The sequence below is a fragment of the Halomonas sp. E14 genome, from assembly GCF_052568415.1.
Window position 1 is genome coordinate 35,811 of record NZ_CP199423.1, and the last position, 26,323, is coordinate 62,133.

General features: G+C 69.6%; 25 protein-coding genes. 14 read left to right on the top strand and 11 right to left on the bottom strand.

Annotation, left to right across the window (positions count from 1 at the left end; all coding sequences use genetic code 11):
- The first annotated feature begins 7 nt into the window (after positions 1–7).
- The 4 genes from ACT7B3_RS00155 (at position 8) to ACT7B3_RS00170 (ending at position 2,534) form a co-directional block, all read left to right on the top strand.
- On the top strand, positions 8–430 hold the full coding sequence (locus ACT7B3_RS00155) for a rhodanese-like domain-containing protein (protein WP_444678856.1): 423 nt from the start codon (positions 8–10) through the stop codon (positions 428–430).
- A 31-nt stretch (positions 431–461) separates the two neighbouring features.
- On the top strand, positions 462–983 hold the full coding sequence (secB, locus tag ACT7B3_RS00160) for a protein-export chaperone SecB (RefSeq protein WP_444678855.1): 522 nt from the start codon (positions 462–464) through the stop codon (positions 981–983).
- Between the two features lie 13 nt (positions 984–996).
- On the top strand, positions 997–1,725 hold the full coding sequence (locus tag ACT7B3_RS00165) for a 16S rRNA (uracil(1498)-N(3))-methyltransferase (RefSeq protein WP_445156456.1): 729 nt from the start codon (positions 997–999) through the stop codon (positions 1,723–1,725).
- A 62-nt stretch (positions 1,726–1,787) separates the two neighbouring features.
- On the top strand, positions 1,788–2,534 hold the full coding sequence (locus tag ACT7B3_RS00170) for a CvfB family protein (protein WP_445156457.1): 747 nt from the start codon (positions 1,788–1,790) through the stop codon (positions 2,532–2,534).
- A 26-nt stretch (positions 2,535–2,560) separates the two neighbouring features.
- Here the strand turns inward: ACT7B3_RS00170 and ACT7B3_RS00175 are convergent, their stop codons facing one another.
- Positions 2,561–3,106, bottom strand: a complete 546-nt coding sequence (locus ACT7B3_RS00175; protein WP_444678854.1) for a VOC family protein — start codon at positions 3,104–3,106, stop codon at positions 2,561–2,563.
- A gap of 173 nt (positions 3,107–3,279) precedes the next feature.
- Here ACT7B3_RS00175 and gshB point away from each other — a divergent pair, with 173 nt between their 5' ends.
- The 4 genes from gshB to ruvX are packed head-to-tail and all read left to right on the top strand — an operon-like array spanning position 3,280 to position 6,249.
- Positions 3,280–4,257, top strand: coding sequence for a glutathione synthase (gene gshB, locus ACT7B3_RS00180; protein ID WP_445156458.1), 978 nt, complete (start codon positions 3,280–3,282; stop codon positions 4,255–4,257).
- 34 nt (positions 4,258–4,291) lie between these two features.
- Positions 4,292–5,200, top strand: coding sequence for an energy transducer TonB (locus ACT7B3_RS00185; RefSeq protein WP_445156459.1), 909 nt, complete (start codon positions 4,292–4,294; stop codon positions 5,198–5,200).
- A gap of 27 nt (positions 5,201–5,227) precedes the next feature.
- The gene (locus ACT7B3_RS00190; RefSeq protein ID WP_445156460.1) at positions 5,228–5,800 is read left to right on the top strand and encodes a YqgE/AlgH family protein; all 573 of its coding nucleotides are present in this window, start codon (positions 5,228–5,230) and stop codon (positions 5,798–5,800) included.
- Positions 5,797–6,249, top strand: coding sequence for a Holliday junction resolvase RuvX (gene ruvX / locus ACT7B3_RS00195; protein WP_445156461.1), 453 nt, complete (start codon positions 5,797–5,799; stop codon positions 6,247–6,249). The genes ACT7B3_RS00190 and ruvX overlap by 4 nt, the downstream gene beginning before the upstream one ends.
- 12 nt (positions 6,250–6,261) lie before the next feature.
- Here ruvX and ACT7B3_RS00200 read toward each other — a convergent pair whose 3' ends face one another.
- The 3 genes from ACT7B3_RS00200 to ACT7B3_RS00210 form a co-directional block, all read right to left on the bottom strand.
- Entirely contained in the window at positions 6,262–6,909 is a 648-nt protein-coding gene (locus ACT7B3_RS00200) for a hypothetical protein (RefSeq protein WP_445156462.1), read from the bottom strand.
- Positions 6,910–7,101: 192 nt separating this feature from the next.
- Positions 7,102–8,130, bottom strand: coding sequence for an aspartate carbamoyltransferase (gene pyrB / locus ACT7B3_RS00205; protein WP_445156463.1), 1,029 nt, complete (start codon positions 8,128–8,130; stop codon positions 7,102–7,104).
- A gap of 89 nt (positions 8,131–8,219) precedes the next feature.
- On the bottom strand, positions 8,220–8,897 hold the full coding sequence (locus ACT7B3_RS00210; RefSeq protein ID WP_445156464.1) for an IclR family transcriptional regulator: 678 nt from the start codon (positions 8,895–8,897) through the stop codon (positions 8,220–8,222).
- A gap of 197 nt (positions 8,898–9,094) precedes the next feature.
- Here ACT7B3_RS00210 and ACT7B3_RS00215 point away from each other — a divergent pair, with 197 nt between their 5' ends.
- The 3 genes from ACT7B3_RS00215 to ACT7B3_RS00225 all read left to right on the top strand — a co-directional run bounded on the left by ACT7B3_RS00215 (position 9,095) and on the right by ACT7B3_RS00225 (position 13,142).
- Positions 9,095–11,431, top strand: coding sequence for a cytochrome P450/oxidoreductase (locus ACT7B3_RS00215; protein ID WP_445156465.1), 2,337 nt, complete (start codon positions 9,095–9,097; stop codon positions 11,429–11,431).
- A gap of 74 nt (positions 11,432–11,505) precedes the next feature.
- Positions 11,506–12,561 carry a TRAP transporter substrate-binding protein gene (locus ACT7B3_RS00220; protein ID WP_445158817.1) on the top strand — a complete coding sequence of 352 codons (1,056 nt, stop codon included), beginning with the start codon at positions 11,506–11,508 and terminating at the stop codon, positions 12,559–12,561.
- 155 nt (positions 12,562–12,716) lie between these two features.
- Positions 12,717–13,142 carry a hypothetical protein gene (locus ACT7B3_RS00225; RefSeq protein WP_444678844.1) on the top strand — a complete coding sequence of 142 codons (426 nt, stop codon included), beginning with the start codon at positions 12,717–12,719 and terminating at the stop codon, positions 13,140–13,142.
- Positions 13,143–13,155: 13 nt separating this feature from the next.
- Here the strand turns inward: ACT7B3_RS00225 and chrA are convergent, their stop codons facing one another.
- Positions 13,156–14,520 (bottom strand): chromate efflux transporter, encoded by a 1,365-nt coding sequence (gene chrA, locus ACT7B3_RS00230; protein WP_445156466.1) that lies wholly within the window; start codon positions 14,518–14,520, stop codon positions 13,156–13,158.
- A gap of 109 nt (positions 14,521–14,629) precedes the next feature.
- A complete protein-coding gene (locus tag ACT7B3_RS00235) occupies positions 14,630–16,564 on the bottom strand; it encodes a sigma-54-dependent Fis family transcriptional regulator (RefSeq protein ID WP_445156467.1) in 1,935 nt (644 codons plus the stop codon).
- 229 nt (positions 16,565–16,793) lie between these two features.
- On the opposite strand from ACT7B3_RS00235, the gene ACT7B3_RS00240 reads away from it, so the two are divergent.
- Genes ACT7B3_RS00240 through qhpG form a run of 3 tightly spaced genes read left to right on the top strand, consistent with a single transcriptional unit; the run spans position 16,794 to position 21,026 of the window.
- On the top strand, positions 16,794–18,278 hold the full coding sequence (locus ACT7B3_RS00240) for an aldehyde dehydrogenase family protein (protein ID WP_445156468.1): 1,485 nt from the start codon (positions 16,794–16,796) through the stop codon (positions 18,276–18,278).
- Between the two features lie 49 nt (positions 18,279–18,327).
- Positions 18,328–19,641: a hypothetical protein gene (locus ACT7B3_RS00245; RefSeq protein WP_445156469.1), complete on the top strand. Its 1,314-nt coding sequence runs from the start codon at positions 18,328–18,330 to the stop codon at positions 19,639–19,641.
- Positions 19,641–21,026, top strand: coding sequence for a flavin-dependent monooxygenase QhpG (gene qhpG, locus ACT7B3_RS00250; protein WP_445156470.1), 1,386 nt, complete (start codon positions 19,641–19,643; stop codon positions 21,024–21,026). Before ACT7B3_RS00245 ends, qhpG begins: the two co-directional genes overlap by 1 nt.
- Here the strand turns inward: qhpG and ACT7B3_RS00255 are convergent.
- The 5 genes from ACT7B3_RS00255 to peaB all read right to left on the bottom strand — a co-directional run bounded on the left by ACT7B3_RS00255 (position 20,960) and on the right by peaB (position 26,309).
- Positions 20,960–21,643, bottom strand: coding sequence for a S8/S53 family peptidase (locus ACT7B3_RS00255; RefSeq protein WP_445156471.1), 684 nt, complete (start codon positions 21,641–21,643; stop codon positions 20,960–20,962). The two genes, qhpG and ACT7B3_RS00255, sit on opposite strands and share 67 nt — an antisense overlap.
- On the bottom strand, positions 21,634–23,334 hold the full coding sequence (locus tag ACT7B3_RS00260; RefSeq protein ID WP_445156472.1) for an ATP-binding cassette domain-containing protein: 1,701 nt from the start codon (positions 23,332–23,334) through the stop codon (positions 21,634–21,636). Before ACT7B3_RS00260 ends, ACT7B3_RS00255 begins: the two co-directional genes overlap by 10 nt.
- 94 nt (positions 23,335–23,428) lie before the next feature.
- Complete coding sequence (gene peaD, locus ACT7B3_RS00265) at positions 23,429–24,523, bottom strand: quinohemoprotein amine dehydrogenase subunit beta (protein WP_444678830.1); 1,095 nt, start codon at positions 24,521–24,523, stop codon at positions 23,429–23,431.
- A gap of 11 nt (positions 24,524–24,534) precedes the next feature.
- Positions 24,535–24,888, bottom strand: a complete 354-nt coding sequence (gene qhpC, locus ACT7B3_RS00270; protein WP_445156473.1) for a quinohemoprotein amine dehydrogenase subunit gamma — start codon at positions 24,886–24,888, stop codon at positions 24,535–24,537.
- On the bottom strand, positions 24,885–26,309 hold the full coding sequence (gene peaB, locus ACT7B3_RS00275) for a quinohemoprotein amine dehydrogenase maturation protein (RefSeq protein WP_445156474.1): 1,425 nt from the start codon (positions 26,307–26,309) through the stop codon (positions 24,885–24,887). The genes qhpC and peaB overlap by 4 nt, the downstream gene beginning before the upstream one ends.
- Positions 26,310–26,323 lie beyond the last annotated feature (14 nt).

The window sequence follows — 26,323 nt, forward strand, 5'->3', positions numbered from 1 at the left end:
CGGCCCCATGATCGATCAGCTGTTCGAATTCGTGCAGAATCATCCGCTACTGGTAGGCGCCTTCCTGCTGGTACTCACCGCCTGGATCGCTTATGAGGTCCGTAACAGTGCCGCCAGCGGCGTCACGTCCAGCCAGGCGACCCAGCTGATCAACCGTGAGGATGCGGTGGTGGTGGACACCCGCGAGGCCGGCGACTTCAAGGCCGGGCACATCGCCGGGGCACGCAACATTCCCCAGAGCCGCGTCGACGACCGCATCAGCGAACTCGAGAAGATAAAGGACAAGCCGATCATCGTGGTCTGCAAGAGCGGCCAGTCGTCCGGCATCACCGTGGCCAAGCTGGCCAAGGCTGGCTTTACCCGCGTGTTCAAGCTGCGGGGCGGCATGATGCAGTGGCAGGCCGACGGGCTGCCGGTGGTCAAGAAGTAGCCTCATCCAAGACATCAAAGGGACCGATTCCATGGCCGAAGAGAACAGTCAGAACGCCGCTGCTGGCAACCAGGCCGCGGCAAGCCAGCAGAAGCAACTCCAGTTTGCCGTCCAGCGCATTTATGTGAAGGACATCTCCTTCGAGGCACCGAACTCGCCTGCCGTGTTCCAGCAGCCGTTCAAGCCCAAGGTCAGCCTGGACCTGAACACCTCGAGCCGTCAGGTCGGCGAGGAGCTTTACGAAGTGGTGATCAAGGTGACCGCTCAGGTCCGCCACAGCGAGGATGACACCACCTCCTTCCTGGCCGAGATCGAGCAGGCGGGCCTGTTCCGCATCGGCGGCATCGAGGGCGTGCAGCTCGAGCACACCCTGGGCGCCTTCTGCCCCAACGTGCTGTTTCCCTACGCCCGCGAGTGCGTCGACAACCTGGTCAATCGCGGCGGCTTCCCGCCCCTGATGCTGGCGCCGGTCAACTTCGAGGCGATCTACGCCCAGAAGAAGAAGCGCGAGGCCGAGCAGGCCCAGCAGCAGGGCGAGCAGACCGCACAGTAAGCGGGCCCGCGCCTTGGCCTCTACTCCGCGTATCCACGTCGCCGCCGACTATGCCGTCGGCGGCGACGTCGTTGTGCCCGAAGGCCCTGCTCATCACCTGGTGCGCGTGCTGCGCCTCGCTGAAGGGGCCCCGCTGCGGCTGTTCGACGGCGCCGGCCGCGAGGCCCGGGCGGTGCTGGTCGAGGCCGGGCGCAAGCGCGTGATGGCCCGCGTGGAGGCCGTCGAGGCGGGTCTTGGCGAGTCGCCGCTGGCGGTGCACCTGGGTCAGGCGATCTCCAAGGGCGACCGCATGGACTACGCCATTCAGAAGGCCGTCGAGCTGGGGGTAGCCGCCATCACGCCGCTCTATACCGAGCACGGCGACGTGCGCCTCAAGGGCGAGCGCGAGGCGAAGAAGCACGCCCACTGGCAGGCGGTAGCCGTCAGCGCCTGCGAACAGTGCGGGCGAGCGGTGGTGCCCGTGGTACACGAGCCGCAGCCCATGACCGAGTGGCTGGCGCGGCGCGACGAGGCGCTGCGGCTGGTGCTGCACCCCGGCACGCCGGGCGTGCTCGAGCGCTGCGACGCGCCCGCCAGCGCGGCGCTGCTGATCGGCCCGGAGGGCGGGCTGGCCGAGGCCGAGGTCGAGGTAGCCATGGCCGCCGGCTTCCAGCCGCTCACTCTCGGTCCGCGCATCCTGCGTACCGAGACCGCCCCGGTGGTGGCACTTTCCCTGCTGCAGCATCGCTTCGGCGACCTTTGACCCTTCGCTTGCCCATGTACCGGCAAGCGCCATAATGACCGCTAACCGACGCGGAGTTTGCCATGGCCTCTTCCCCCCACGACCACCGCCAGGGTCGCCCGTCTTCCTCTCGGCCTGGCGTGCCCGGCCCGCGCGAACGCAGCTCGCGGGTGCCCAAGGCCCAGCTCGGCGAGGTGGCCTACCTGGAAGTGGTGACGGTCAACGAGACCGGCGCCTTCCTCGACTGGGGCCACCCGCGCGACCTGCTGCTGCCGTTCGGCGAGCAGCGCTTCCGCCCCACCCCAGGCAAGCGGGTGCTGGTGCGCATCTACGAGGACCAGCAGGGCAGGCCGGTGGCGTCACAGAAGCTCGACCGCTTCGTCCAGGACGAGGCCACGGGGCTGGCGCCGGGTGACGAGGTCGAGGTGATCGTCGCCGATGCCACCGACCTCGGCTACAAGGCGGTGGTCAACCACCGCTTCTGGGGGCTGCTCTACCGCGACGACGTGACCCGGCCGCTGCGCCGCGGCCAGTGCACGCGAGGCTTCGTGAAGCGGGTGCGCGACGATGGCCGGCTCGACCTCTCGCTGCTGCCGCCGGGGCCGGCGCGCCTCGATGTGGTCGGCGAGCAGATTCTGCAGGCGCTGCGAGCCAGCGGCGGCTACCTGCCGCTCTCCGACAACAGCGACGCCGCCGCGATCAAGGCGCGGCTGGGCGTCAGCAAGAACGCCTTCAAGCAGGCCATCGGGCGGCTCTACAAGCGCCGCCTGATCGTGATCGAGGCGAACGGCGTGCGCCTGGTGCCCGGCGCGACTTCCGACCGCACCTGATCCTGCCGCCGGGCTGGGCCAGCGGCTCAGCTCAGCGCCTTGAACTCCTCCTCGTGCAGCCAGGCGGCGTGCTTGGGCGCGCGCTTGGTCTTCGACCACTCCTCGATCATCGCCGGCGCCACTTCCTTGAGCTGCTTCATCTGCTGCGGTGTGCCCTTCACGTAGGTCAGCTCCAGGCGGTGGCCGTTGGGGTCGAAGAAGTAGATCGAGCGGATGATGCCGTGCTCGGTGGGGCCGACCACCGCCACCCCCTTGCTCTCCAACTGCGCCTTGGCCGACAGCAGCGCCGCCTCGTCGGCGACCTGGAAGGCGATGTGCTGCACCCATTCCGGCGTATTGGGGTCGCGCCCCATCTCCGGCGAGTTGGGCAGCTCGAAGAAGGCCAGGATGTTGCCGTTGCCGGCATCGAGGAACAGGTGCATGTAGGGGTCGGGGGCCTTGGTCGAGGGCACGCGGTCCTCGGCGATGGCGACCAGGAAGTCCATGTTGAGCTTGTCCTGGTACCACTCGACGGTTTCCTTGGCGTCGCGGCAGCGGTAGGCGACGTGGTGGATCTGCTGGATCTGGATCATGGCGGGTCTCTTGTGATGCGGCGGGGGGCGGCAGGGCCGTTCTTGTGAAATGAATAGTTTCATTTGAAACTAAAATAGAGGCGCCGAGCCGCCCCTGTCAAGCCGCCTTGGTGTTGCTCTGCGCCCTGGGTCATACTGCGCTCATTTCCCGTACCCCCAGGAAATGGTGCCGAATGAGCCAACAGACGAGCGAACGCCCCGTGCGCGTGGGCGTAGTGATGGATTCCATCGCCCATCTCACCTATAAGAAGGACACCACCCTGGCCATGCTGTGGGCGGCCCAGGCGCGCGGCTGGTCGCTGCACTACATGGAGCAGGAGGATCTCTACCTGCGCGACGGCCGGGCCCATGCCCGCATGCGCGACCTGACCGCCTTCCGCAACCCCGACGACTGGTACGCGCTGGGCGCGCCGGAGTCGCGCCCGCTGGCCGAGCTCGACGTGATCCTGATGCGCAAGGACCCGCCGGTCGACGCCCACTTCCTGAACGCGGTGCACCTGCTGGGCTTCGCGGAGCGCGAGGGGGTGCTGGTGGTCAATCCCACCCGGGCGCTGCTGGAGTGCAACGAGAAGCTGTTCGCCCAGCAGTTTCCGCAGTGCTGCACGCCGACGGTGGTATCGTGCAACGAAGCGGTGCTGCGCGCCTTCCACGCCGAGCACCAGGACGTGATCTTCAAGCCGCTCGATGGCATGGGCGGCAGCGGCATCTTTCATGTGCGGCCCGAGGGGCGCAACCTGGGCGCGATCATCGAGATGCTCACCGAACGTGGCCGGCGCCAGATCATGGCCCAGCGCTACATCCCCGAGATCAAGGACGGTGACACCCGCATCCTGCTGGTGGACGGTGAGCCGGTGCCTTTCGGCCTGGCCCGAGTGCCGATGGCCGGCGAGACCCGCGGCAACCTGGCCGCCGGGGGCACCGGCATCAGCCGCGAGCTGACCGAACGCGACCACTGGCTGATCGCCCAGGTGCAGCCGATGATCCGCGAGAAGGGGCTGATGTTCGTCGGCCTCGATGTCATCGGCGACTACATCACCGAGATCAACGTGACCAGCCCCACCTGCGTGCGCGAGATCGACGACCAGCGCGGCACCGACATCGCCGGCCTGCTGATGGATGCCATCGCGCGGCGTCTGGCGTCGCGCGGCTGAGCCACACGCCGTGCGAGGAGGCAGCGCACCCGCCATGGTGGTCCCGATCAGCGACCCGATCCACTACGCCCCGGTCACGCGGCCCTACCGCCGCTGGCTGGCGCTGTCGGCGGCGCTGTTGCTGCACCTGCTGCTGATCGGCGTGGTGGCGAGCTGGCAGTTCGCCCCGCCGCCGGCCGAGCGCACCAGCCTGGACGTGGTGCTGGTGACCCGCCCGGCCGAGGCGCCGGTGCAGGCCGATGCCATCGCCGAGGCGGACCAGCAGGCCGCTGGCGAGCAGAGCGAGGCGGCACCCGCCGAGCGCCGTGCGGCACCGCTGGAAGGGCAGCCGGCCAGCGAGGCTGCCGACAGTACGGTGATGCCGCCCGCGGCCGAGCCGCTGGCCGAGGCGCCCGAGCCCCCCGTCGAGGTGTCCGAACCCCCAGATGATCGGCCCGAACCCGCCGCCAGCGCCCCCGAGCCCGCCGCACCTGTGCCCGTGCCTGCGCCCGCAAGCGAGCCGGCTCCGCCCGCCGCGCCGTCGCTGTCGGGCCGCGACCTGCTGGCCGAGGCCACCCGCAGCGTACGCCAGCAGGGCTTCGACGCAGGCCTGGCGGGGCCGGCCGACGACCAGCCCCGCCCAGCCGCCCAGCTTGCCGCCGAGGCGCGCTACATCGACGACTGGACGCGACGGGTCGAGGACTACGGCAACCGGGTGCATCCCGCTCCGCCGCACCTGCACGGCCAGCTGCGCATTCGCGTGGTGATCGGGCGCGATGGTCAGCTCCGCCAGGCGGAAGTGGTACAATCCTCGGGACATCCCGAACTCGACCAGGCGGCGCTCGCCACCGTGCACGGCGCCGGGCCCTATCGGCCCTTCGACAGCGGTATGGGGGAGCTGGACAGCCTCTCCATCACTCGCATCTGGCGGTTCGGCCAAGGCAATCATTTCGGCGTTCGGTAGGGCTTGCTACCCGCCATCGGGAGTCCCATGCAATCCGTGCATACTCTAGGCTTGAGAGACCACTTTCTGCTGGCCATGCCGCACCTGGAAGATTCCAACTTCGCCGGCAGCCTGAGCTACCTCTGCGACCACGATGAAAACGGCACCATGGGGGTGATCGTCAATCGCCCGCTGGAGATCACCCTGGACGCGCTGTTCGAGCAGCTCGAGCTCGACGGCGAGGAGAGCCCGCACCGCAACGCGCCGGTCTACTTCGGCGGCCCGACCCACAAGGATCGCGGCTTCATCCTGCACCGCGGCTCCAGCGTCCCGTGGGATTCAAGCCTCCAGGTCAGCGACGAGGTCGCCCTGACCACCTCCATGGACATCCTGGTGGCACTGGCCGCCGGGCGCGGTCCCGAGGAGTTCTTGGTGTGCCTGGGCTGTGCCGGCTGGGAAGCGGGCCAGCTCGAGCAGGAGTTGAAGGACAACGCCTGGCTCACGGTCGAGGCGCAGGCCGACATCCTGTTCAAGGTGGCTCCGGAGCAGCGCCTGGGCGCCGCCGCCGGCATCCTCGGCGTCGACCTCAACCTGATGACGCGCGAGGCCGGCCATTCGTGAGCCCTGGCCAGCGTCTGATCCTGGCCTTCGATTTCGGCACCCGCCGCATCGGCGTGGCGGTGGGCAACGAGCTGCTTGCCAGCGCCCGCCAGCTCGAGCCGCTGCCGGCGCGTGACGGCATTCCCGACTGGAATGTCGTCACGCGGCTGGTCGAGGAGTGGCAGCCTGACCTGTTCGTGGTGGGGCTGCCGCTTAACAGGGACGGCAGCGAGTCGGAGATGAGCACGCGGGCACGCAAGTTCGGCAAGCGGCTCTATGGCCGCTACGGCAAGCCCTGCGAGATGGTCGACGAACGCGGCTCCACCCGTGAGGCCAAGGCCATTGCCCGCGAGTCGGGCAGCCTGCGCAACCCGCGCAAGAGCTATCGCGACGACGGGGTCGACGGCATTGCGGCCGTGTTGATCCTGGAGGGCTGGTTCGCCCGCCAGGCGGGGCTGCCGCCGCCCTGACCGCAGCCCGGCTCAGGTGGTCAGCACGCGCTCCTCGGCGTAATGGGCGGCGATGTCGTTCACCGAAATGCAGGTGTACTTGATGATGAAGAACGCCAGCGTGGCCGGGCAAGTGAAGCTCTCCTCGAACTGCTCCACCCGGTCGCCCCGGCCGCGCGTGACGCTGGCGCGGTAGGTCTGGCCCGCTCGGGTCAGCTTGACCTTGGCCAGGCTGTCATGGGCCTGCTTTTCCAGCACCAGCTCACGTCGGCGGGCGAGGATCTCGTCGAGCATCTTGCCGCCTTCGCGCTCCTCCGCGGTGGCCCACACCTCCTGATCGCGCTTGCCATACTGGAACAGCAGGATGGCCGGCAGCACGGAGAAGATCGCCCCGGTCAGCAGCCAGGTGATCTCCGCCCCCGACAGCGACAGCGAGAACACCGCGACCAGCTGCAGCACGCAGCCCACCACCAGCAGGCCTGCCAATGGGCGCCACATGCGCGGATTCATTATCGGGCGGCCCAAGGTGCGGCCCCACAGGCCGCAGGCGACCAGTGCCCCTACGATGAGTAGCGCCGCGCCCCAGACCGGGCCGCCTCCCGCCAGCAGGGCTATCAGACCTATCAGGACCAGCAGGCTGTAGAAGCCCGCCAGCAGCATGTACGCTCGATGCAGGGTCATGGAGGCACATCTCCTATTGTTGTCGCATTGGCTGAGAGACAACGCGCTTGTTATGGGTGATGTCAGCGCTCGGCGTTGCCGAGCCGCACGACAGGGCAGCCGCGAGGCTGCCCTGTGGCTCCTTCAGCATAGCGAGGCATCGCACCGCGTGCATGACGAATGCGCCCCACGCCGCACCGGGCTGCCGCCCCGCTACAGCGCGGCGTCATCCACGCCGACCCGCTCAGGCACGAACCAGCGCACCGGACGCAGGTCCTTCTCGATCAGCTCGTCCACCTGCAGCAGGGTGGCGAAGATCGCCATGCGCACCGGAATGCCGTTGTCGGTCTGGCGGAAGATCGCCAGGCGTGGGTCGCCGTTGAGGTCGACGTCGAGGTCGTTGGCGTCCGCGCGGCTGTCGCGGGGCAGCGGATGCATCACGATGGTGTCGCGGCCGCAGCGCTTGTCCATGAAGGCGCGGTCGACGGTGAAGTCCCGCGACAGGCTGAAGCCCTCGCTCATCTCGGCGGTGAAGCGCTCCTTCTGGATGCGCGTGGTGTAGACCACGTCGACGTCGCGATAGTCGTCGGCCAGGCTGGCGCGCTGCTCGACACGGTGGCCGCGCGAGGCGACCAGGTCGATGAGGTAATCGGGCATCTCCAGTCCCGGCGGCGCCACCAGCGTGATGCGCATGGGATCGTAGAGCGACAGCAGCTTGATCAGCGAATGCACAGTGCGGCCGTACTTGAGGTCGCCGGTGAGCAGCACGTGGGCGCCGGCCAGCTTCCTGCCCAGCCGGGCGAACTCCTTGTCGATGGTGTAGAAGTCGAGCAGGGCCTGGCTGGGGTGCTCGCCGGGGCCGTCGCCGCCGTTGATCACCGGCACGTGGGTGGCGGCGGCGAACTCCGCCACCGAGCCCTGGTCGGGGTGGCGCATGACGATGGCGTCGCAGTAGCCGCTCATCACCCGGCTGGTGTCGTAGAGCGATTCGCCCTTGGCCATGGAGGAGAAGGTGAAGCCGGTGGTGTCGCACACGCTGCCGCCCAGGCGGCAGAAAGCGGCGTGGAAGCTGACCCGGGTACGGGTGCTGGCCTCGAAGAACAGGTTGCCGAGCACGGCACCCTCCAGCACCCGGGTGACCTGGCGGCGTTGGGCGATGGGTTCCATGCGGGCGGCGACGTGCATCAGGTGGTTGACGCTATCGCGGGTCAGGGAATCGACGGAGAGCAGGTGGCGACTCATCGAAGGCCTCGAAGGTGGCAGCGAAGGGAGGGTGGCCCGTAGTGTAACGCCACCGGGGCCGGGCTTCACGGACCGCAACGGCCGATCGTTCAGCGACCCACCAAGTCCGCCAACCGGCGTGCGTAAGCCTTCACTTCGCGTATGGCCCGCTCGGTGTCGAGATCGTCCATCGCCACCACCCCCACGCAGGCCTCCACTCCGGGACGGAGCTGCGGCGTGGTTACCGGACTGGCCACCCCCACCGCACCGCGCTGAAGCTGGCCGCGGGTCAGGCTGTAGCCGTCGACACGGGCCTGGCGAACCGCTTCGCTGTCGTTCGGCTGCGGCGGGCGCCCGGCCAGGATGGCGATACCCGCGGCGCCAAGCGTCAGCGGATGGCGGCTGCCGACCCGGTAGCCCACCCGCAGCAGCCCCTCGTCGGGCTCCGCCACCAGGATCACCACGCACTCCTCCCCCTGGGCCACCGAGACGAAGGCGGTGGCCCGGGTGGCCTTGGCCAGCGCCTGCAGCAGCGGCTGGGCCACCGCACGCAGCTGCGGCTCGAAGCGCGCGGCGAGCAGCGAAATACCCGCCCCTAGGCGCAGCGAACCCTCGGTGGAGCGTGCCACCAGCCCGTGCTGTTCTAGGGTAGTGACGAGGCGGTAGGCGATGGCGCGATGCACGTCGAGCCGCTCGGCCAGCTCGGCGACGCTGATGCCCTCGGCGTGTTCGGCGACGATCTCGAGTGCGCGCAGGCCGCGATCCAGGGTTTGCAGGGTAGTGGCCATCGAACGGCTTCCTCGTATCGGTGGTGGCGGTGAATGGTAGCGCAGCCGGCGGGGATTGACGTCCCCGGGCAAACTGCCTATGTTGCTCACGTGTATCGTTAAACGATACTTATTGTGCGATAAAAGTAAAGCAAGGCTGGCGGCCAGGATCGCTACCCCAGGGCGACATTGCCTGGCGAGCGCCAGCGGGAGGCCCCATGACGTCAACAGCTCACCCTGCCGCAAGCGGCTGTCCCTTCGATGGCGCCGGGGCGCGGCCCATGGCGCCTAACGGCTGTCCCGTGTCAGCGCAGGCGGCGGCCTTCGATCCCTTCGATGCTCCCTACCAGCTCGACCCCGCCGAGGCGCTGCGCTGGTCCCGCGAGCAGGAGCCGGTGTTCTACAGCCCCAAACTCGGCTATTGGGTGGTGAGCCGCTACGCCGACATCAAGGCGATCTTTCGCGACAACCTCACCTTTTCGCCGTCGATCGCCCTGGAGAAGATCACCCCGGCCAGCCGCGAGGCCCAGGCGGTGCTCGAGCGCTACGACTACGGCATGAATCGCACCCTGGTGAACGAGGACGAACCGGCGCACATGGCCCGGCGCCGCGAGCTGCTGGAGGCGTTCTCGCCCGAGGCGCTGGAGGCCCATGCGCCGATGGTGCGTCGCCTGGTGCGCGAGAAGCTCGACGCCATCGTCGAGCGCGGCCGCGCCGACCTGGTGGCCGAGATGTTCTGGGAGGTACCGCTCACCGTGGCGCTGCACTTCCTCGGCGTGCCCGAGGAGGACATGGAGCAGCTGCGCCGCTTCTCGGTGGCCCACACGCTCAACACCTGGGGCCGCCCCTCGCCGGAGCAGCAGGTCGAGGTGGCCGAGGGGGTCGGCAAGTTCTGGCAGTACTCCGGGCAGGTACTCAAGAAGATGCAGGAGCAGCCGCATGGCCACGGCTGGATGTACGACATGATCGAGAAGAACCGGCAGAAGCCGGATGTCGTCACCGACAACTACCTGCACTCGATGATGATGGCGATCATCGTCGCTGCCCACGAGACCACCGCCCTGGCCACCGCCAATGCTTTCCGCCAGCTGCTTTCACGGCCTTCCGTATGGGCCGAGCTGTGCGACAACCCCGAGCTGATTCCCGCCGCAGCCGAGGAGTGCCTGCGCCACTCCGGCTCGGTGGTGGCCTGGCGGCGCATCGCCACCCGCGAGGTGGAAGTGGGCGGCGTGACCATTCCCGCAGGCGGCAAGATCCTGATGGTCACCGCCTCGGCCAACCACGACCCGGCCCACTTCGAGAACCCCGACGCGCTCGACATCTACCGCGACAATGCCGTCGACCACCTCACCTTCGGCTACGGCAGCCACCAGTGCATGGGCAAGAACCTGGGGCGCATGGAGATGCGCATCTTCCTCGAGGAGTTCACCCGGCGCCTGCCGCACCTCGAGCTCGAGGAGCAGGCGTTTACCTTCCTGCCCAACACCTCGTTTCGCGGCCCCGAGGCGCTGTGGGTGCGCTGGGACCCGGCGCAGAACCCCGAGCGCCGCGACCCGGCGGTACGCAGCTCCCAGCGCGACTTTCCCGTCGGCGCCCCGGAGGCACGCACCATCGTGCGCCGCGTCCGCGTGACCCGCGCCGAGCCCGAGGCTGAGGGCGTGCTCGGCGTGACCCTGGCCGACCGCGCCGGGCGCGACCTGCCCGCCTGGACGCCGGGCTCGCACCTCGATGTGGTGCTGCCCGGCGGCGAGGCGCGCAAGTACTCGCTGTGCGGCCCGGCGGCGTCGGGCGACTGGCAGATCGCCGTGCTGCGCGAGGAAGCCGGCCGCGGCGGCTCACGCTGGATGCATGAGGCGGTGCGCGACGGAGTCGAGCTGCGCGTGCGCGGGCCCAAGAACCACTTCCGCCTCGCCGAGACTGCCGCGCACTATGTGCTGATCGCGGGGGGGATCGGTATCACCCCGATCATCGCCATGGCCGATCGCCTCAAGCGGCTGGGCAAGTCCTATGAGCTGCACTACGCCGGCCGTTCTCGTGCCAGCATGGCCTTCGTCGAGCGGCTCGAGCGCGACCACGGCGAGGCGCTGCGGCTCTATCCCAAGGATGAGGGCGCACGGCTCGACCTCGCCTCGCTGCTTGCCGAGCCTGATGCAGGCACGCTGCTCTACGCCTGCGGCCCCGAGCGCCTGCTCGCCGCGCTGGAGGCCGGCACCGCCCACTGGCCGCAAGGCAGCCTGCACGTGGAGCATTTCACCGCCGAAGGCGCGCTGCTGGATCCGGACAAGGAGCATGCCTTCGAGGTCGAGCTCGCCGACTCCGAGCTGGTGATCGAGGTGGCGGCGGACCGCACCCTGCTGCAGGCGCTGCGGGGTGCGGGTGTCGACGTGCCCAGCGACTGCGAAGAGGGGCTGTGTGGCGCCTGCCAGGTCGAAGTGATCGAGGGCGAGATCGACCATCGCGATAAGGTGCTCACCGCCGCCGAGCGCGCCGGCCAGGATCGGCTGATGAGCTGCTGCTCACGTGCCATGGGCAAGAAACTGGTGCTGGCCCTCTAATCCCCAACACAACCACAACACGCAAGACCTACGCCAACCCTGACAACCGGAACTCACGAGGAACAACAATGAAAATGCATAAACTCGCGACACTGACCACGCTCACCGCGCTCTCCCTGGGAGTCTTCCAGGCCAGCATGGCCACCGAACTCACGGTGAGCACCTGGGCGGGCCCCAACCACGGCGTCAACACCATCGTCTGGCCGACCTGGGCCAGCTGGGTGGAGGAGGCCACCGAAGGGCGGGTCACGGTCAATGTGGTCCATGACATGGGCTCGCCCAACGCCCAGATGGAGCTGATCGCCGACGGCGTGGCCGATGTCACCTGGCTGTTTCACGGCCTGATGCCGGGGCGCTTCGAGCTGACCAAGCTGCCCGAGCTGCCCACCTTCGAGGAATTCTCCTCGGAAGCTGCGTCGGTGGCCTACTGGCGCACCCACAACGAGTACTTCGCCGATGCCGGTGAGCATCGCGGCGTCGAGGTGATTGCGGTGGGCGTGCATGGCCCCGGCTCGCTGTTCCTCAGCCAGTCCATCGACAGTCTCGACGACCTGCGCGGCAAGCGGGTGCGTATCGGCGGCGGGGTGATGTCCGACATCTCCAGCGCCCTGGCGCTGACCGGCGTGGCGCTGCCGCCGGCCAGCACCTACGAGGCGGCGACCCAGGGCGTGATCGACGGCGCCATGCTCACGCTCGAAGGCCTCAGGAGCTTCCGCCTCGCCGAGGTGCTGCCCTACACGGTGCAGATGCCGGGCGGTTTCTATCGGGGTAGCTTCTCGCTGGTGATGAATCCCGACACCTGGGCCTCGCTCTCCGACGAGGACCGCGAGGCGATCGAAAGCGTCTCCGGCGAGAAGCTCTCACGCCTGTTCGGCTACATGATGGACGTGGTGGACGTGCGCGGCATCGAGTTTGCCGAGCAGCGCGGCAACACCTTCGTCGAGCTACCCGCCGAGGAGATCGAACGCTTCCAGCAGCTGGCTGCCGACTTGCCAGGCGCCTGGAAGCAGGCCGCCGGCGCCAAGGGCGTCGACGGTGAGGCCGCCCACGCCTTCTTCTTCGAGCAGCTCGACGCCGCTCAGGGAGTAGAGGGGCTCTCCGCCGACGAGGTGATCGACCCCGAAGCCTAGGTCGCCAGCCTGTCTGCCCTGAGCACGGCCCTGGCCGTGCTCGCAGCGTCATGAGGGTGATTTAAGTTTCATTTGAAACTATTTTGACCCGGATCAAAGCCGCCAAGCGGTACAGCGTCGATACTGTCGAAAATGCACCGGACAGGAGAGGCGACATGAATCAGGCAACCGGCAAGTCATGGTGGGACCGTCTCTGTGAAGGCGCCTACCGCGCCACCACGCCGCGGCTGGTCCGCGAGATGGAGGCGGAGTCGCCCAAGGCCTATGGCGAGATGCTCAAGGATCTCAAGACCCCGATGGAGCCGGCGTTTGAGCGCGAAGTGGCCCGGCACCTCGACCGCGGCGGCTACCGCGCCTTCGTCCCGGCCGATACCCTGATGCCGGCCATGCTGCAGCGCTTCGGCATCGAGCGGGCCAGCGTCGAGGCCCACGTCAGCTACCCCAGCCTGCGCGGCAACTGCAACGCCTGCCCGGTGGCCGGCTACTGCTGGGGCGCCATGCGCCGCGAGGCGGGCGTCGACGAGTGCCGCGCCTTCTGCCCCAACGCTGCAGCCTTCGAGCGCCTGGCCGAGTCCGCCTGATTCCCGAGCGGGCTCACAGCAGCGAGAGCAGCACACCGGCCAGGGCGCAGGCGCCCAGCACCTTGAGCATGCCCACGCCGAAGCGAAAGATCGCCAGCATGGCGGCCAGCGACAGCAGCAGGGCGGCCACGTCGAGGCTGGCCAGGTCAGGAATCAGCAGGCGCAGCCCTGCGCCGCGCCATTCGTCGACCTCGGCGAACATGACGTGCAGGCCGAACCACACCGCCAGGTTCAGCACCACCCCCACCACCGCGGCGGTGATCGCGGTCATGGCGCCGCTCAGCGCGGCGTTGTCGCGCAGGCGCTCCACGTAGGGTGCGCCGAGAAAGATCCACAGGAAGCAGGGCACGAAGGTGACCCAGGTGACGAGCACCGCCGCCAGGGTGGCGGCCAGCCAGGGGTCGAGGGGGGCGGCGTCGCGAAAGGCACCCATGAAGCCGACGAACTGCACCACCTGGATCAGCGGGCCGGGCGTGGTCTCGGCCATGCCCAGGCCGTCGAGCATCTCGCCCGGCGCCAGCCAGCCATAGCTCTGCACCGCCGCCTGGGCCACGTAGCTCAGCACCGCATAGGCGCCGCCGAAGGTCACCACCGCCATCTGGCTGAAGAAGGTGGCGATCTGGCTGAACACGTTGTCCGGCCCCAGCGTGAGCAGCAGCAGGGCCACCGGCGTGAGCCACAGCGTCAGGCAGATCGCCGAGATCTTCAGCGACCAGGCGCGGTTGGGCCGCGCGTGATCGGGCAATTCGGCGCCCAGCAAGGAGTCGCGGTCGGCCAGGCCGCTCGCCCCCTCCGCACCGTGACCGCCGCCGACGCGAAACAGCGGCGAGCCGGCCTTGCCGCCGACAAAGCCGATCAGCGCCGCGCCCAGGATGATCAGCGGAAAGGCGATGTCGAAAAAGAAGATCGCGATGAAGGCCGCGGCGGCAATGCCCAGCATGACGTTGTTGCGCAGGGCGCGTTTGCCGATGCGCACCACCGCGTTGATGACGATGGCCAGCACCGCGGCCTTCAGGCCGAAGAACAGCCCTTCCACCATGCCCACGTTGCCCAGCGCGGCATACAGGTAGCTGAGCGCCAGGATGGCCAGGAAGCCGGGCAGTACGAACAGCGTGCCGGCCAGCAGCCCGCCCTTGGTGCGATGCATCAGCCAGCCGATGTAGATCGCCAGCTGCTGTGCCTCCGGCCCCGGCAGCAGCATGCAGTAGTTGAGCGCATGCAGGAAACGGTTCTCGCCAATCCAGCGCTTCTCCTCCACCAGGATGCGATGCATCACCGCAATCTGCCCGGCCGGGCCGCCGAAGCTGAGCAGGGCGATGCGCAGCCAGACGTGAACGGCCTCGCGGAAGGGAACGTCGTGGGGCAGGGGGGGTGGCATGGTGTCTCCCATCAGGTTCGTGAAGCCAAGCCACCCATCTTACCCGTTCGAGATGACAGCGTGTTGGCGAGCCGGGTTACCGCCGCCGCTCTCGACGCTCGAGAGCGGCCTACCCCAGCCGCCGATAGAGCGTCGAACGGCTGATTCCGAGAGAGCGGGCGGCGGCGGTCATGTTGCCGCCGTGGGCGTCGAGCGTGCGCTGCATATGAAGCTGCTCCAGCTCGCGTAGCGCCTGGGAGGCATCGGCAGGCGCCGGCGCGGCAGGCTCCCCGCCGCTGGCAGCGGCGTTTTCGCCTGCGTTCAGCTTGCGCTGCCAACGCGGCGAGAGGCCCTCCAGGGTGAGGCACGTCAGCTCCGGCTCCGCGCCCACCAGGGCCACCTCCAGGCAGTGCTCCAGTTCCCGCCAGTTGCCAGGCCAGTCGTAGGCCGCCAGCCGCTCGCAGAGCGCGTCATCCAGGGCCAGCTCCCGCCGATGCTGTCGGCACAGGGCTGCCCAGCGGCGGCGAATCGTCTCCGCCAGCTGCTGCTGCTCGCTCAACGCCGGCAGCTCCACCACGACGCCGGCCAGGCGGTAGAAGAGGTCCTCGCGGAACTCGCCGGTCGTGACCCGGGCTTCCAGGTCGCGGTGGCTGGCGGCGATCACGCGACAGTCGATGGGCACTTCGCGATGCTCACCGAGGGGTGTCACCACCCGTTCCTGCAGCACGCGCAGCAGCCGGGCCTGCAGCGACAGCGGCATGTCGCCGATCTCGTCGAGCAGCAGGGTGCCGCCGTTGGCCTGCACCAGGCGCCCGCCATAGCCGCCCTTGCGGGCGCCGGTAAAGGCGCCGTCGCCATAGCCGAACAGCTCCGCTTCGATGAGGCTCTCGGGCAGCGCGGCACAGTTGAGAGCCACGAACGGCCGTCGCTCCCCCAGGCTGGCGTGCAGCGCACGGGCCAACTGCTCCTTGCCGGTGCCGGTTTCGCCTTGCAGCAGCACCGGCAGCCCCGAGGCAAGCGCCCTTGCGGCGCGGCGTGCCTCGCGGGCCAGGGGCGAGGGCCAGCCGGCCACCATGTCGTCCAGGTGACGATCGGGAGGAAGCTTGGCCGGCGGCGGGATGGCAACAGGCGCCGTTTCGGCGGGTTGCCAGAGTTCCGGGGGATTGAGGCGCCCAAACAGGCGGCCATCGGCCAGTTCCAGGCCCAGCAGCGCCGACTGTCGTTCGCACTGACGCTGTAACGTCGGCCAGGGGTTGCCGAAGAGGGCCTCGACGGGCTGCCCGACCAGGTTGGCCGCGTCCTGTCCCAGCCAGCGGACGGCTTGCGCATCCATGGCCAGGATGAAGCCGGTGTCGCTGATCGCCACCAGGCCGCAGCTCACTCCATCCAGCTCCGCCAGCGAAGCATGCACTTGCAGTACCCAGCGCTGCTGGTAGTGGCGCATGAACAGGCGCTGTTCCAGTGCGCCGGTGAGCTGCTGCACCCGGCGCAGGAAGATTTCGGGCCGCGGGTGATCGGCTTCGAAGGTGAGATCGATCAGCCCCAGGCAGTCGCCGTCGAGATCGAACAGCGGCGCCGCGACACAGGACACCGGATTCTCGGGAAACAGCATATGCTCGCAGGACTTGACGAGTACCGGGGCACGTTCGATGAGCGCGAGCGCTGGCGCATTGGTCCCGAACCGACGCTCGTCCAGGTTGATGCCCGCGCCGATGCGAAACCGGTCGGCGAGGATGAAGTTCCGGCCATAGCTCTTCAGCACCGTGGCGTCCGGCGTCGCGAGCAGCAGCTGGCAGCCGCGCAGGTCCTCGGCGACTTGCTTGATGAGGGGGTCGGCCAGCTCGATCAGGCGGCGATGGGTTTCACGCCGGAGACGCAGCTCGCTGCTGTCGAGCTTCGGCAGCTCCAGCAGCCGCGTGCCGGGGCGAAGACCGTGCTCCAGGCAGCGCTGCCAGGAGCGACCGATGCTGGCATCGAGCAGATCCATCGAGACCCGGCCGCGGCTGAGGTGCTCGCGGGCCTGGCGGATCACGTCGGGAGTTCTCAGGGCGGCTCTGGTGATCATGGGCCTCTCCCAGCGAGGTAGGAATGACCGTCCCAAGTTGCGACAGGCGTCGTGTCCAGCGACGCGACAGTGCGGATGCCTAAACTGGGGAGGTGGTCAACTCGCTGATTATATTGTGGTTATTTTGTGTGCTTCAGCTGGCACGGGGCTTGCTACAAGCGTCATAGGGTCGTAGGACGCCAGACACGACTCTCTCACAATCATAAAACAGCTTCATAGGAGCACAACCATGACGCAGCTCTCCAGCGCCATTCAGTCCTGGCTGGACAAGAGCCATGCCCACTTCATCGGGGGGAAGTGGCTGCCTGCCGCCAGCGGACACACCCTGGACGTCTACAACCCCGCCACCGCGGAAGTGATCAGCCGCGTCCCGGCGGGTGATGCGGCGGATATTGACGCCGCCGTCGGCGCCGCCCGGGAGGCGTTCCGCCACTGGCGTAAATCGCGCCCGGCCCGGCGCGAGAAGCTGTTGCTGGACCTGGCCGATGCCCTGGAAGCGCGCGCCGACGACTTCGCCCTGCTCGAGACGCTGGACAACGGCAAGCCGGTGACCTTCTCCCGCCACATGGACGTCAACCTGGCCATCGACTTCATTCGCTACACCGCCGGCTGGGCCACCAAGATCGAGGGGCGCAGCATGACGCCCTCGATGCCCTTCGTGCCCGACGACAAGCAGATCGTCGCCTATACCCGGCGCGAGCCCATCGGCGTGGTGGGGGCGATCATTCCCTGGAACTTCCCGCTGCTGATGGCGGCCTGGAAGGTGGCCCCGGCGCTGGCCGCCGGCTGCAGCATCGTGCTCAAGCCCGCCGAGGACACCCCGCTCACCGCCCTGCTGCTGGCGGAACTGGTCGAGCAGGTGGGCTTCCCCGCCGGCACCCTGAACGTGGTCACCGGCCTGGGTCACGAGGCGGGCGCGGCCCTGGCCGCGCATCCCGGCATCAACAAGGTGGCGTTCACCGGCTCCACCCCGGTAGGCAAGCAGATCGGCCATGCCGCCATGGAGAACCTGACCCGCACTACCCTGGAGCTGGGCGGCAAGTCGCCGGTGATGGTGCTGGCCGATGCCGATGTGGAAGCCGCCGCGGCCGGTGCCGCGCAGGCGATCTTCTTCAACCAGGGGCAGGTGTGTACCGCCGGCTCGCGGATCTACGTGCACGAGTCGATCCACGACGCCTTCGTCGCCAAGCTTGCCGAACAGGCCCGGGGCTTGACCCTGGCACCGGGCCTGGAGCCCTCCACCACGCTCGGGCCACTGGTTTCCGCCAAGCAGCAGAGCCGCGTGCTCGCCTACATCGACCAGGCCCGCAGCGATGGCGGCACCATCGTGACCGGCGGCGGCACGGGGCGCGACACCGGCTACTTCGTCGAGCCCACGGTGATCACCGGCCTGGCCCAGGGCAGCCGCTGCGTGCAGGAGGAGATCTTCGGCCCGGTGGTGGTGGTGCAAACCTTCCGCGAACTGGATGAGCTGGTGACCCTGGCCAACGACTCGCCCTACGGCCTGGCGGCCAGCATCTGGTCCAACGATCTCGCGGCGGTCAACCGCCTAGTGCCGGAGATCGACGCCGGCAGCGTCTGGGTCAACGGCCACAACCTACTGGATGCCTGCATGCCCTTCGGCGGCTTCAAGCAGTCGGGCATCGGCCGCGAGCTCAGCGACTCGCTGATCGAGCACTACACCGAACAAAAATCTGTCGTCATGATCGTGTGAGGCAACCGGGCTCCTGTCCCGGGGCCCTTCATTCAAGGGGAACATCAGGATGAACAATAACAAGACGTCGCCGCGCCTGTGCGGGGCACTGGGTGGCCTGCTGCTGGCCGCCGCCCTGCCTGCCCAGGGCTATGAAATGGCCGACCTGGGCCATGCCACGGTGGATATCGACCTGCAGGCCTTGATGGGGGCCTTCCACAGCGACCGGGGCTATGCCACCGGGGCCGCCGAAGCGCGTCGCTACCGCTGGCAGGAGGGGGTGCTGACCCTGGGCGCCGAACTCAACCCCAAGCAGGGCGGCCTTTATGGCCGGGTCAGCAGCGTGGGCACCGCCACCTGGGGCGACGGTGACGCCGCCGGCTTTACATCGGGCAGCGAACGCAAGCTGGAGCTGGAGGACGCCTTCCTCGGCTACCGCAGCGAGTCGCTCGGCGACTCGGGCTCGCCCTGGCGCCTGGACGTCTCCGCCGGACGCCAGCCGATCACCCTGGGCGACGGCTTCCTGGTGGCCGGCGATGGCACCAGCCTCGGCGACGCCCTAGGCGATGAGCTGGATCGCGGCGGCGCCTACTACCTGGCCGGGCGCCAGGCCTTCGACCGCACCGCCGTGGTGGCCTTGGGCCATGCGGGCTGGCAGGGGCAGGTCGCCTGGTTCGAGTCGGACAACCCGGCCCAGGCCAGCACCGAGATGGCGGCGCTGACCCTGGCCCACGACCACGGCAGCGGCCTGGTGGAGGCGACCTATTTGCGCGGTCTGGGCGTCGACGAGGCCGAGGCCGACGACTTCCTGGCCCAGCGCGACGGCATGGATGTCTATGGGTTGCGCTTCGAGCAGCGCCTGCTGGACGAGGCGTTGAGCCTGCGCGGCGAGATCGCCCACCAGCGCAAGGACAGCCGCGAGAACGCCTGGGCGGTGGAGCCCGCCTGGACCTTCGACGCGCTGCCCGGCCAGCCCACGCTGTCGCTGCGCTACAGCCGCTTCTCCGAAGCCTGGGATCCGCTCTTCTTCGGCTTTACGCGCGGCTACGGCACCTGGTTCCAGGGCGAGGTGGCGGGCAACTACGCCGGTCCGTTCAACAGCAATGCCGAGGTATGGCGGCTGGGCCTCGAGGGCTCGCTCGGCGAGGGCCTGAACCTAGGGCTGCTGGCCTACGACTTCTCCAGCCGCGACCGGGTCGATCAACCCGACATGGGCGGGCGCGAGGTCAATCTGTACCTCGAGTGGCTGCCGACCGACTGGCTCTATGTCTCGCCGCTGCTGGGCTGGTACGCGCCCGACAAGAGCGCGGAGCAGGGTGGCACGCAGCTCGGCGACGACGATACTGCTTTCTATGCCCAGCTGCTGGTGGGGGTCTTCTTCTGATGAACGATGACGCGGCCAGCGAGGTGCTGATCGCCGGAGGCGGCCCCGCCGGGGCCGCCCTGGCGATGCTGCTGCATCGCGCCGGGCGCCGGGTCACCCTGGTGAGCCGGTGTCGCGACTACCGGGCCATCGAGGGGATTGCCCGGCGCAGCCTGCAGGCCTTGCAGGGCCTGGGCTTGGCCCGCGCTGCCGCCTGCGCGGTGGGGCCCTTGCCGCGCCGGGTGACCTGGGGAGGCGAGGCGCGGGCGCCCAACGCCGAGTGGCTGCTGCCCCGGCCCGACTTCGACGCGGCCCTGCTCGACGACCTGCGCGCCGCGGGCATCCGCGTGGTCGAGGCGCGGATCCGCCGCCTCGTGAGTCGCGGCGAGCAGGTGCACTGCCTGCTGGCGGACGGCCGCAGGTTAGCCGCCGCCTGGGGGGTGGAAGCACGCGGCCGGGCGGCGGCGCGGCGCCATTTCCGCGACGCCGCACCCTGGTCGACCCCCGCCTGGATCCTGCGCGGTGCTTCCGCGCCAGCGTCCCCGGGGAGTGCCGCGCTGTCGCTGCCGGGTGGCGGCTGGGCCTGGTGGTCGCGCCTGCATGGCCAGCAGTACCTGCAGCTGGCGCTGCCGGACGCAACGCTGCGCCTGGCGCGCCGCGACCCCGATGCCTGGCTGGCCGCGCAGCCGGCGCTGGCCGCTCTGTGGGGCGACACCGCCGTTGACCACCACTACTGCCGCCCCAGCCTGCTAGGGCGCACCGGGGTCAGGGCGGGGCGAATCTGGCGCCTGGGCGATGCGGCCATGGCCATCGACCCGCTCTCCGGTCAGGGCATCTTCAACGCGCTCTCCTCGGCCCATGGCCTGCTGCCGGTGCTCGACGGCCTGCTGGCGGGTGAGTCGCTGGCGCCGCTGCAGCGCTTCTACCAGCGCCGCCAGGATACCCTGTTCTGGCGCTTCGCCCGCGCCGGGCGCGACTTCTACCGCCAGGCCATGGCGGCCGGCCCCGGTGCCTACTGGGCGGCGCGCTGCCGCTGGCCCGACCTGCAGCCCCTGCACCTGGCGGAGCCCTGGGCGCAGGTGCGGGTGGCACCGGGGCTGGCCATCGTCGGCACCCGGCTGGCCGAACGGGAGCTGGTGCTGACCCCCGACCAGCCGCTGGGCATCCAGGCGGTGGCGAACGTGGCGCTGGCGCCGCTGGTGCAGGCCATGCAGGGCGGCGATCTTGGCGAGGCAAGGGCGCTGCTGGCAGGCGCCGGCGCTTCCGCCGGGGCGCTGCGCCAGTGGTGGCACGCTCACCCGGACTGGCCGGCGCTGCCCGGTCCCGTTACCGGCGCTTCTCATGCCTCTGACTCTCCCACCGCCGCCGCCTTTGCCGTTTCGCCGGCGGCTTCTGCCAGCCAGTAGCCTAGGGCATGCGCCGCGGCGAAGCTGGCCCCGCCCAGGGGCGGGGGCGTGCCGCAGGCTGGCGGCCCCGGCATCCAGGCTTGCCAGGCGGCGCCTTCCGGCCGCGTCTCTTCAGCGGCCCAGACGCAGGCGTACCAGCGTCCGTCAGGCCCCTGCCTTGGCGGGCCCGGTTCCAGCCCCGCGGCGCCGCTGACCGCTTCCACCCCGGGCCAGGCCGCCGGATACACCGGCGCACCGAAGCGTGGGCTGGCGGCGACGATGCGCGTGCCGGCGGCCTGCAGGCGCTCTACCGCCGCCCGCAGCCGCGGGTCCGGCCGGGGCAGGCCCAGGCTGCACAGCAGCCAGGCCGGCGGCGCCGCTGCCTGCCACTCCAGCGCCGTTGCCAGGCGCTCGGCGTCGCAGGTCAGGCGCGCCTCGAACAGCTTGTAGAAGGCGACCTCCAGGCGCGGGAGCGGCACATGGTGGCCCAGGGTGGCGAGGATGGCCCGGCCATGGCCGAGGCGATCCTCCAGGCCGGCCGGGGCATGGCAGCGAGCGAGCCAGCTCGGCGGTGCCGCGCACGGGCCGAGCCCGCTGTCGATCAGGCCCACGGACAGGGGGCGCGGCATCAAGGGCATGGCGTGGCCTCCAGGGCGGTCAGCCTGCCGCCCTCGAGCCGGTAGCAGGCATCGAGATGGCCGAAGTGGCTCGCCTGGTGGCTGATGATCAGCCGGGTGGCGTCGCCGAGCAGCGCGTCGAGCAGGCGGTCGAAGGCGCGGGCGCCCTCGGGGTCGAGGGCCGCGGTGGGCTCGTCGAGCAGCACCAGGCGGGGCTTCTTGAGCAGTGCCCGGGCCAGGGCCAGGCGCGCACGCTGGCCGCCGGACACCTTGCCGCCCAGGTCGCCGAGCTCGGTCGCCAGCCCCTGCGGCAGGGCGGCCAGCCAGCCGCCGAGGCCCACCCGCGCCAGCGCCGTGACCAGCTCGGCATCGCTGGCCTCGGGGGCCAGGGCGCGCAGCGCCTCGGCCAGGCTGCCGCGCAGCAGGCTGGGGTGCTGCTCCACCCAGGCCACCTGTTTCAACCAGTGGCGTCGCGAGAGCGCGGCCAGCGGCACGCCATCCACGCGGATCTCGCCCGCCTGCGGTGCTTCCAGCCCCAGCAGCAGGCGGACCAGGCTGCTCTTGCCGGCGCCCGAGGGGCCGTCGATCAGCACCTTGCTGCCCGGCGGAAGGCTGAGGTCGACGCCGTCCAGCAGCCAGTGCGTCTGGTCGGGATGGCGAAAGCGCACCCCGGCGAGGGCAAGCTCGCCGGGGCCCCGGGGGCGCTCGCCCCGGTAGGGGTCGCTCAAGGCGGGCTCGGCGAAGAGTTCGGCAAGGCGCGTGGCGCTGACCCGCGCCCGCTGCCAGCCGCCGTAGAGCCCCAGCAGGCCGCCGATGGGGGCCATCACCATGCCGAGATAGGCCAACAGGGCGATCAGCTCGCCGAGCTGCAGCCGTCCCTGGATCACCAGGTAGCCGCCCAGCAGCAGCAGGCCGGCCCGGGCCAGCGACAGGATCAGCTGGGGCCCCATGTCGCTGAAAAAGCCCACCCGGCGCACCGCCAGCAGGCGACGCAGCTGCGCATGGCCGAGCCCCTGGAGCTGGTTGAGCCGCGCGGCCTCCAGCGCCTGGCCCTGCAACCAGGGGCCGAACGCCAGGGTGTCCTGCCAGAAGCCGGAGATCTCGCCGCTCTGCTCGCGCAGGGCCTGCTGGCGCTGGGTCAGCGCCGGGCGCCAGGCGCGCAGCCACAGCCACTGGAGGGGCACCAGCAGCGCCACCAGCAGCATCAGCGCGGGGCTGAACAGGCCGATCATGGCCAGGGCGCCGACCAGGCCGAGCAGGTTGGAGAGCCCGCTGAGCAGGCCGTCCAGGGCGAAGCCCTGGAGGATCGACAGGTCGCCGTCGAGGCGGCTCATCAGGTCGCCTCGCCCGCGGGCCTGCCAGCGGGCGGGGGCCAGGCGCAGCAGGTGGCGCAGCAGCGAGCGGCGCAGCGACAGCAGCAGGCGCGCGGAGAGCGCCACATGCTGCAGCCGCGTCAGCCCCTGCAGGCCCAGCGCGGCGAGCCCCACCGCCACCAGGCCGCCGACGTAGGCCAGCAGCGTGGCGACGTCGCCCTGCATCAGGCCGTGGTCGATCAGCCGCTGGGTCAGCAGCGGCGGCAGCAGCGCCAGCAGGGTGCCCACCAGGCTGAGCGAGAGCAGCCGCGCCAGCGCCAGCCGCCGCGCCCTGAGGGGGCGGTAGAGCCAGCCCCAGGGCAGCGGCGCCGGCTGCGGGGCGGGATCGGGCGTAGCCATCGACACTCTCCTTTGCCCAGCGGAGCGGGCTCACCACAAGAAGGGCCGGGGCTCCCCCAAGGAGCCCCGACCAAGAGGACCATACAAGCGCAAGCTAGAAGCGTGCCACCTTCAGCGTCGCGGTGCTCATGTCGCCGGGCAGGCGAATGCGGCCCAGGTCGTTGAACTCGTCATCGTAGATGGCGATGTCGCTGGAGGCGCCGCCCAGGTAGAGCCGCGAGCCGTCATAGGAGGTGTTGATGCTGTAGTAGGTGTGGTCGAGGTCGATCACCTGCACGATCTCCCGGGTCCTGGCATCGAGCTTGCTGAGCTGGGTGTAGACGCCGTAGAAGACGTCACGCTCGCGCGGGTCCGTCACCATGGAGAAGATGATGAACTCGAACGGCGCGACCTCCTTGTTCTCGGTCTCGCCGGTGGCGAGATCGACCCGGCTGATGCCCCAGTGCCAGGCCTCGTTCTCCTCGCCGGGATGCTCCGCCACGGTGTAGGGGCGCACGAATTCGCGGGTCACCTCGCCCATGCTCCACATGGCCAGCGAGTCGGGCGGGCTGAAGCCGGGGCGGTCCCAGTGGCGGTTGGCGATGGCGATTTCGATCTCGCCCGTGTCCGGGTCCATGCGGTAGATGTCGGCCCCCGCCAGGTAGAGGTAGCCATCCTCGGCGGCCGCCATGGTGGTGACCTGACGCGGCGCGGGGAAGGTGGCGATGGGCTGGGCCTCGAGCCCCGCCGCGGCGTCGAAGACCGCCAGCTGCGGTTCCAGCACCTCGTAGCGGTCGCGGTGCAGGCGCACCCGGTCCTGCACCGTGTAGAGGCGGCTGCCGTCGGGGCTCACGGCCAGCGAGGCGATCGACTTGGCGCGGATGTCGCCGTTGGACTGGCGGGCGCGGAAGACCTCCTCGCAGCTGGTGAGGTCGATGCCCACCACGTCTTCCCAGCGGTTGTGCAGCACGTAGGCGATGCGTTCGTCGGGCCCGAGCTGCAGGGTGCCGGAGCCGAAGGCGCCCTCCACGTCGCAGGTGCGGACCACCTCCTGGGCCTCGGGGTCGATCACGTAGAGCTGGTTGGGCCGGGCCATGGTCACCAGGTATTCGCGGGGCTCGTCGGCGCCAGGCTCGTCGGACGGTGCCGCCAGCAGCGGCTGGGCGGTGCAGGCCAGCAGGCCGGCCAGGGTCAGGTTGAGTCGTTTCATGGTGCGCGTCATCACTTGTCGCCTCCCGGGTAGACGCTGTCGAGCTTGCGCCAGTCATCCTCGGCGCGGTCGGCCCCATCGCCCCAGTGGGGGTAGGTGTTCATGGTGTCGGGCACCTGCGCGGGCCACCAGCAGGGGTCGGCACAGCCGTAGAGGTCCGCCTCCATGGGCTGGCACAGCGAGGCCACGCCGCCGAAGGGGTCCACCTCCCAGCCCGGGTCGAAGCTCGAGGTGCAGCCGGCGATGGTCTGCATGGCCTGGACCTCTTCCAGCGCCTCGGGCGTGGCCGCGCGCTCCATCTCGCGGGCCTTGCGATTGAGGGGAACGAGCCCCAGCTCGGTGAAGTTTTTGTTGTTGTGTGTCATGCGCTCTGCCTCCCGGCCAGGGGGCCGTCGAGAAAGTCGGGGTTGTGTCGCAGGATGCGGGCGTAGGCCTGGATGCCGAAGTCGACCCACTCGCGCATCAGGTCGCAGTAGTGGTAGGTGGGCGTCATGGGGTCGCCGAAGCGGGCATAGCTCTCGTGGTAGCAGCCGCCGGAGCAGAGGTTGCGGATGCGGCAGTCGCTGCAGCCGCGCTCGCTGCGATCGCTCCTGGTCTCGATGAACTGCTTGAGGCCGGCGTGGTCGAGCCCTTCGCGGACGCTGCCGAAGGTCGGCAGCTCGGAGCCGGTGAAGCGGTGGCAGAGGTGCACGTCGCCGCCGTGGTCCACCGCCACCAGGCCGAGCCCGGCGCCGCAGGGCACCGCCTTGCTGCGCCCCTCCCAGATGTCGGTGAGCAGCTGGTTGAAGTTGCCGAAGCCGATGTCGCGGCCCTCGATGGCGGCCGCGACCGCACGCTCGCCGAGCTCGACCATGCCATCGAAGACCTGCTTGAGCTCCTCGCCGGTGAGGTTGTAGGCCGCCATGTCGCCGGAGGTGACCGGCGCGAAGCCCGCCTCGGCGAAGCCCAGCTCGTTGACCAGGTGATGGTGGATGCCGATCACATCGGTGATGCCGCGGGTCAGGGTGACCCGGGCCCCCACCGGCCGCGAGCGGTAGCTGGCCAGCAGCGGCGCGATGCGCCGCGTGACCAGGTCGTAGGTGCCCTGGCCGTTGACGGCGATGCGGTTCTTGTCGTGGACCGCCTTGGGGCCGTCCATGCTGACCGTCAGGCCGAAGCGGTGGGCGTCGAAGAAGGCGATCTTCTCCTCGTTGAGCAGGGTGGCGTTGGTGGTCAGGGTGAAGTCCACCGCCTTGCCGAGCCCGTGGATGCGCTGCTCGGCCCAGGCCACCACCGCACGGATCAGCGGCATGTTGCTGAGCGGCTCGCCGCCGAAGAAGACGACGTTGTAGCGCTCCCGCTGAGGGGCCTCGCGCAGCATCATCTCGATGGCCGCCTGGGCGGTGGCCAGCTCCATCTTCTTGCCGTCGCGGGGGTTGTCCAGGTCTTCCTTATAGCAGTAGCTGCAGCTCAGGTTGCAGCCGGTGTTGACGTTGAGCACCACGGTGGAGAGCGGGAACTGCTCCACCTGAACGCTCGGGTTATAGGCCTGCACGGCACCGTCGGTGATCAGCTTCAGCGCCTTGAGCTGCTCCAGGCGTGCCTGGAGGTCCGCCGGCGCTACCTCGTCGCCCAGCGTGCCCAGGGCAAGGGGGTCCAGGCCCTCCTCGCGGCCGGCCAGCGCCAGCAGTGCCTCGCTGATGCGGTCCGGGGCGAACAGGCTGGTGGTGGGCACATGGAACCACAGCGGCTGGCCTTCCACCTCCACCCGGTGCAGATTCTGGGGGATCGCTTGCAAGATTCCCATGAGGATCTCCTGGT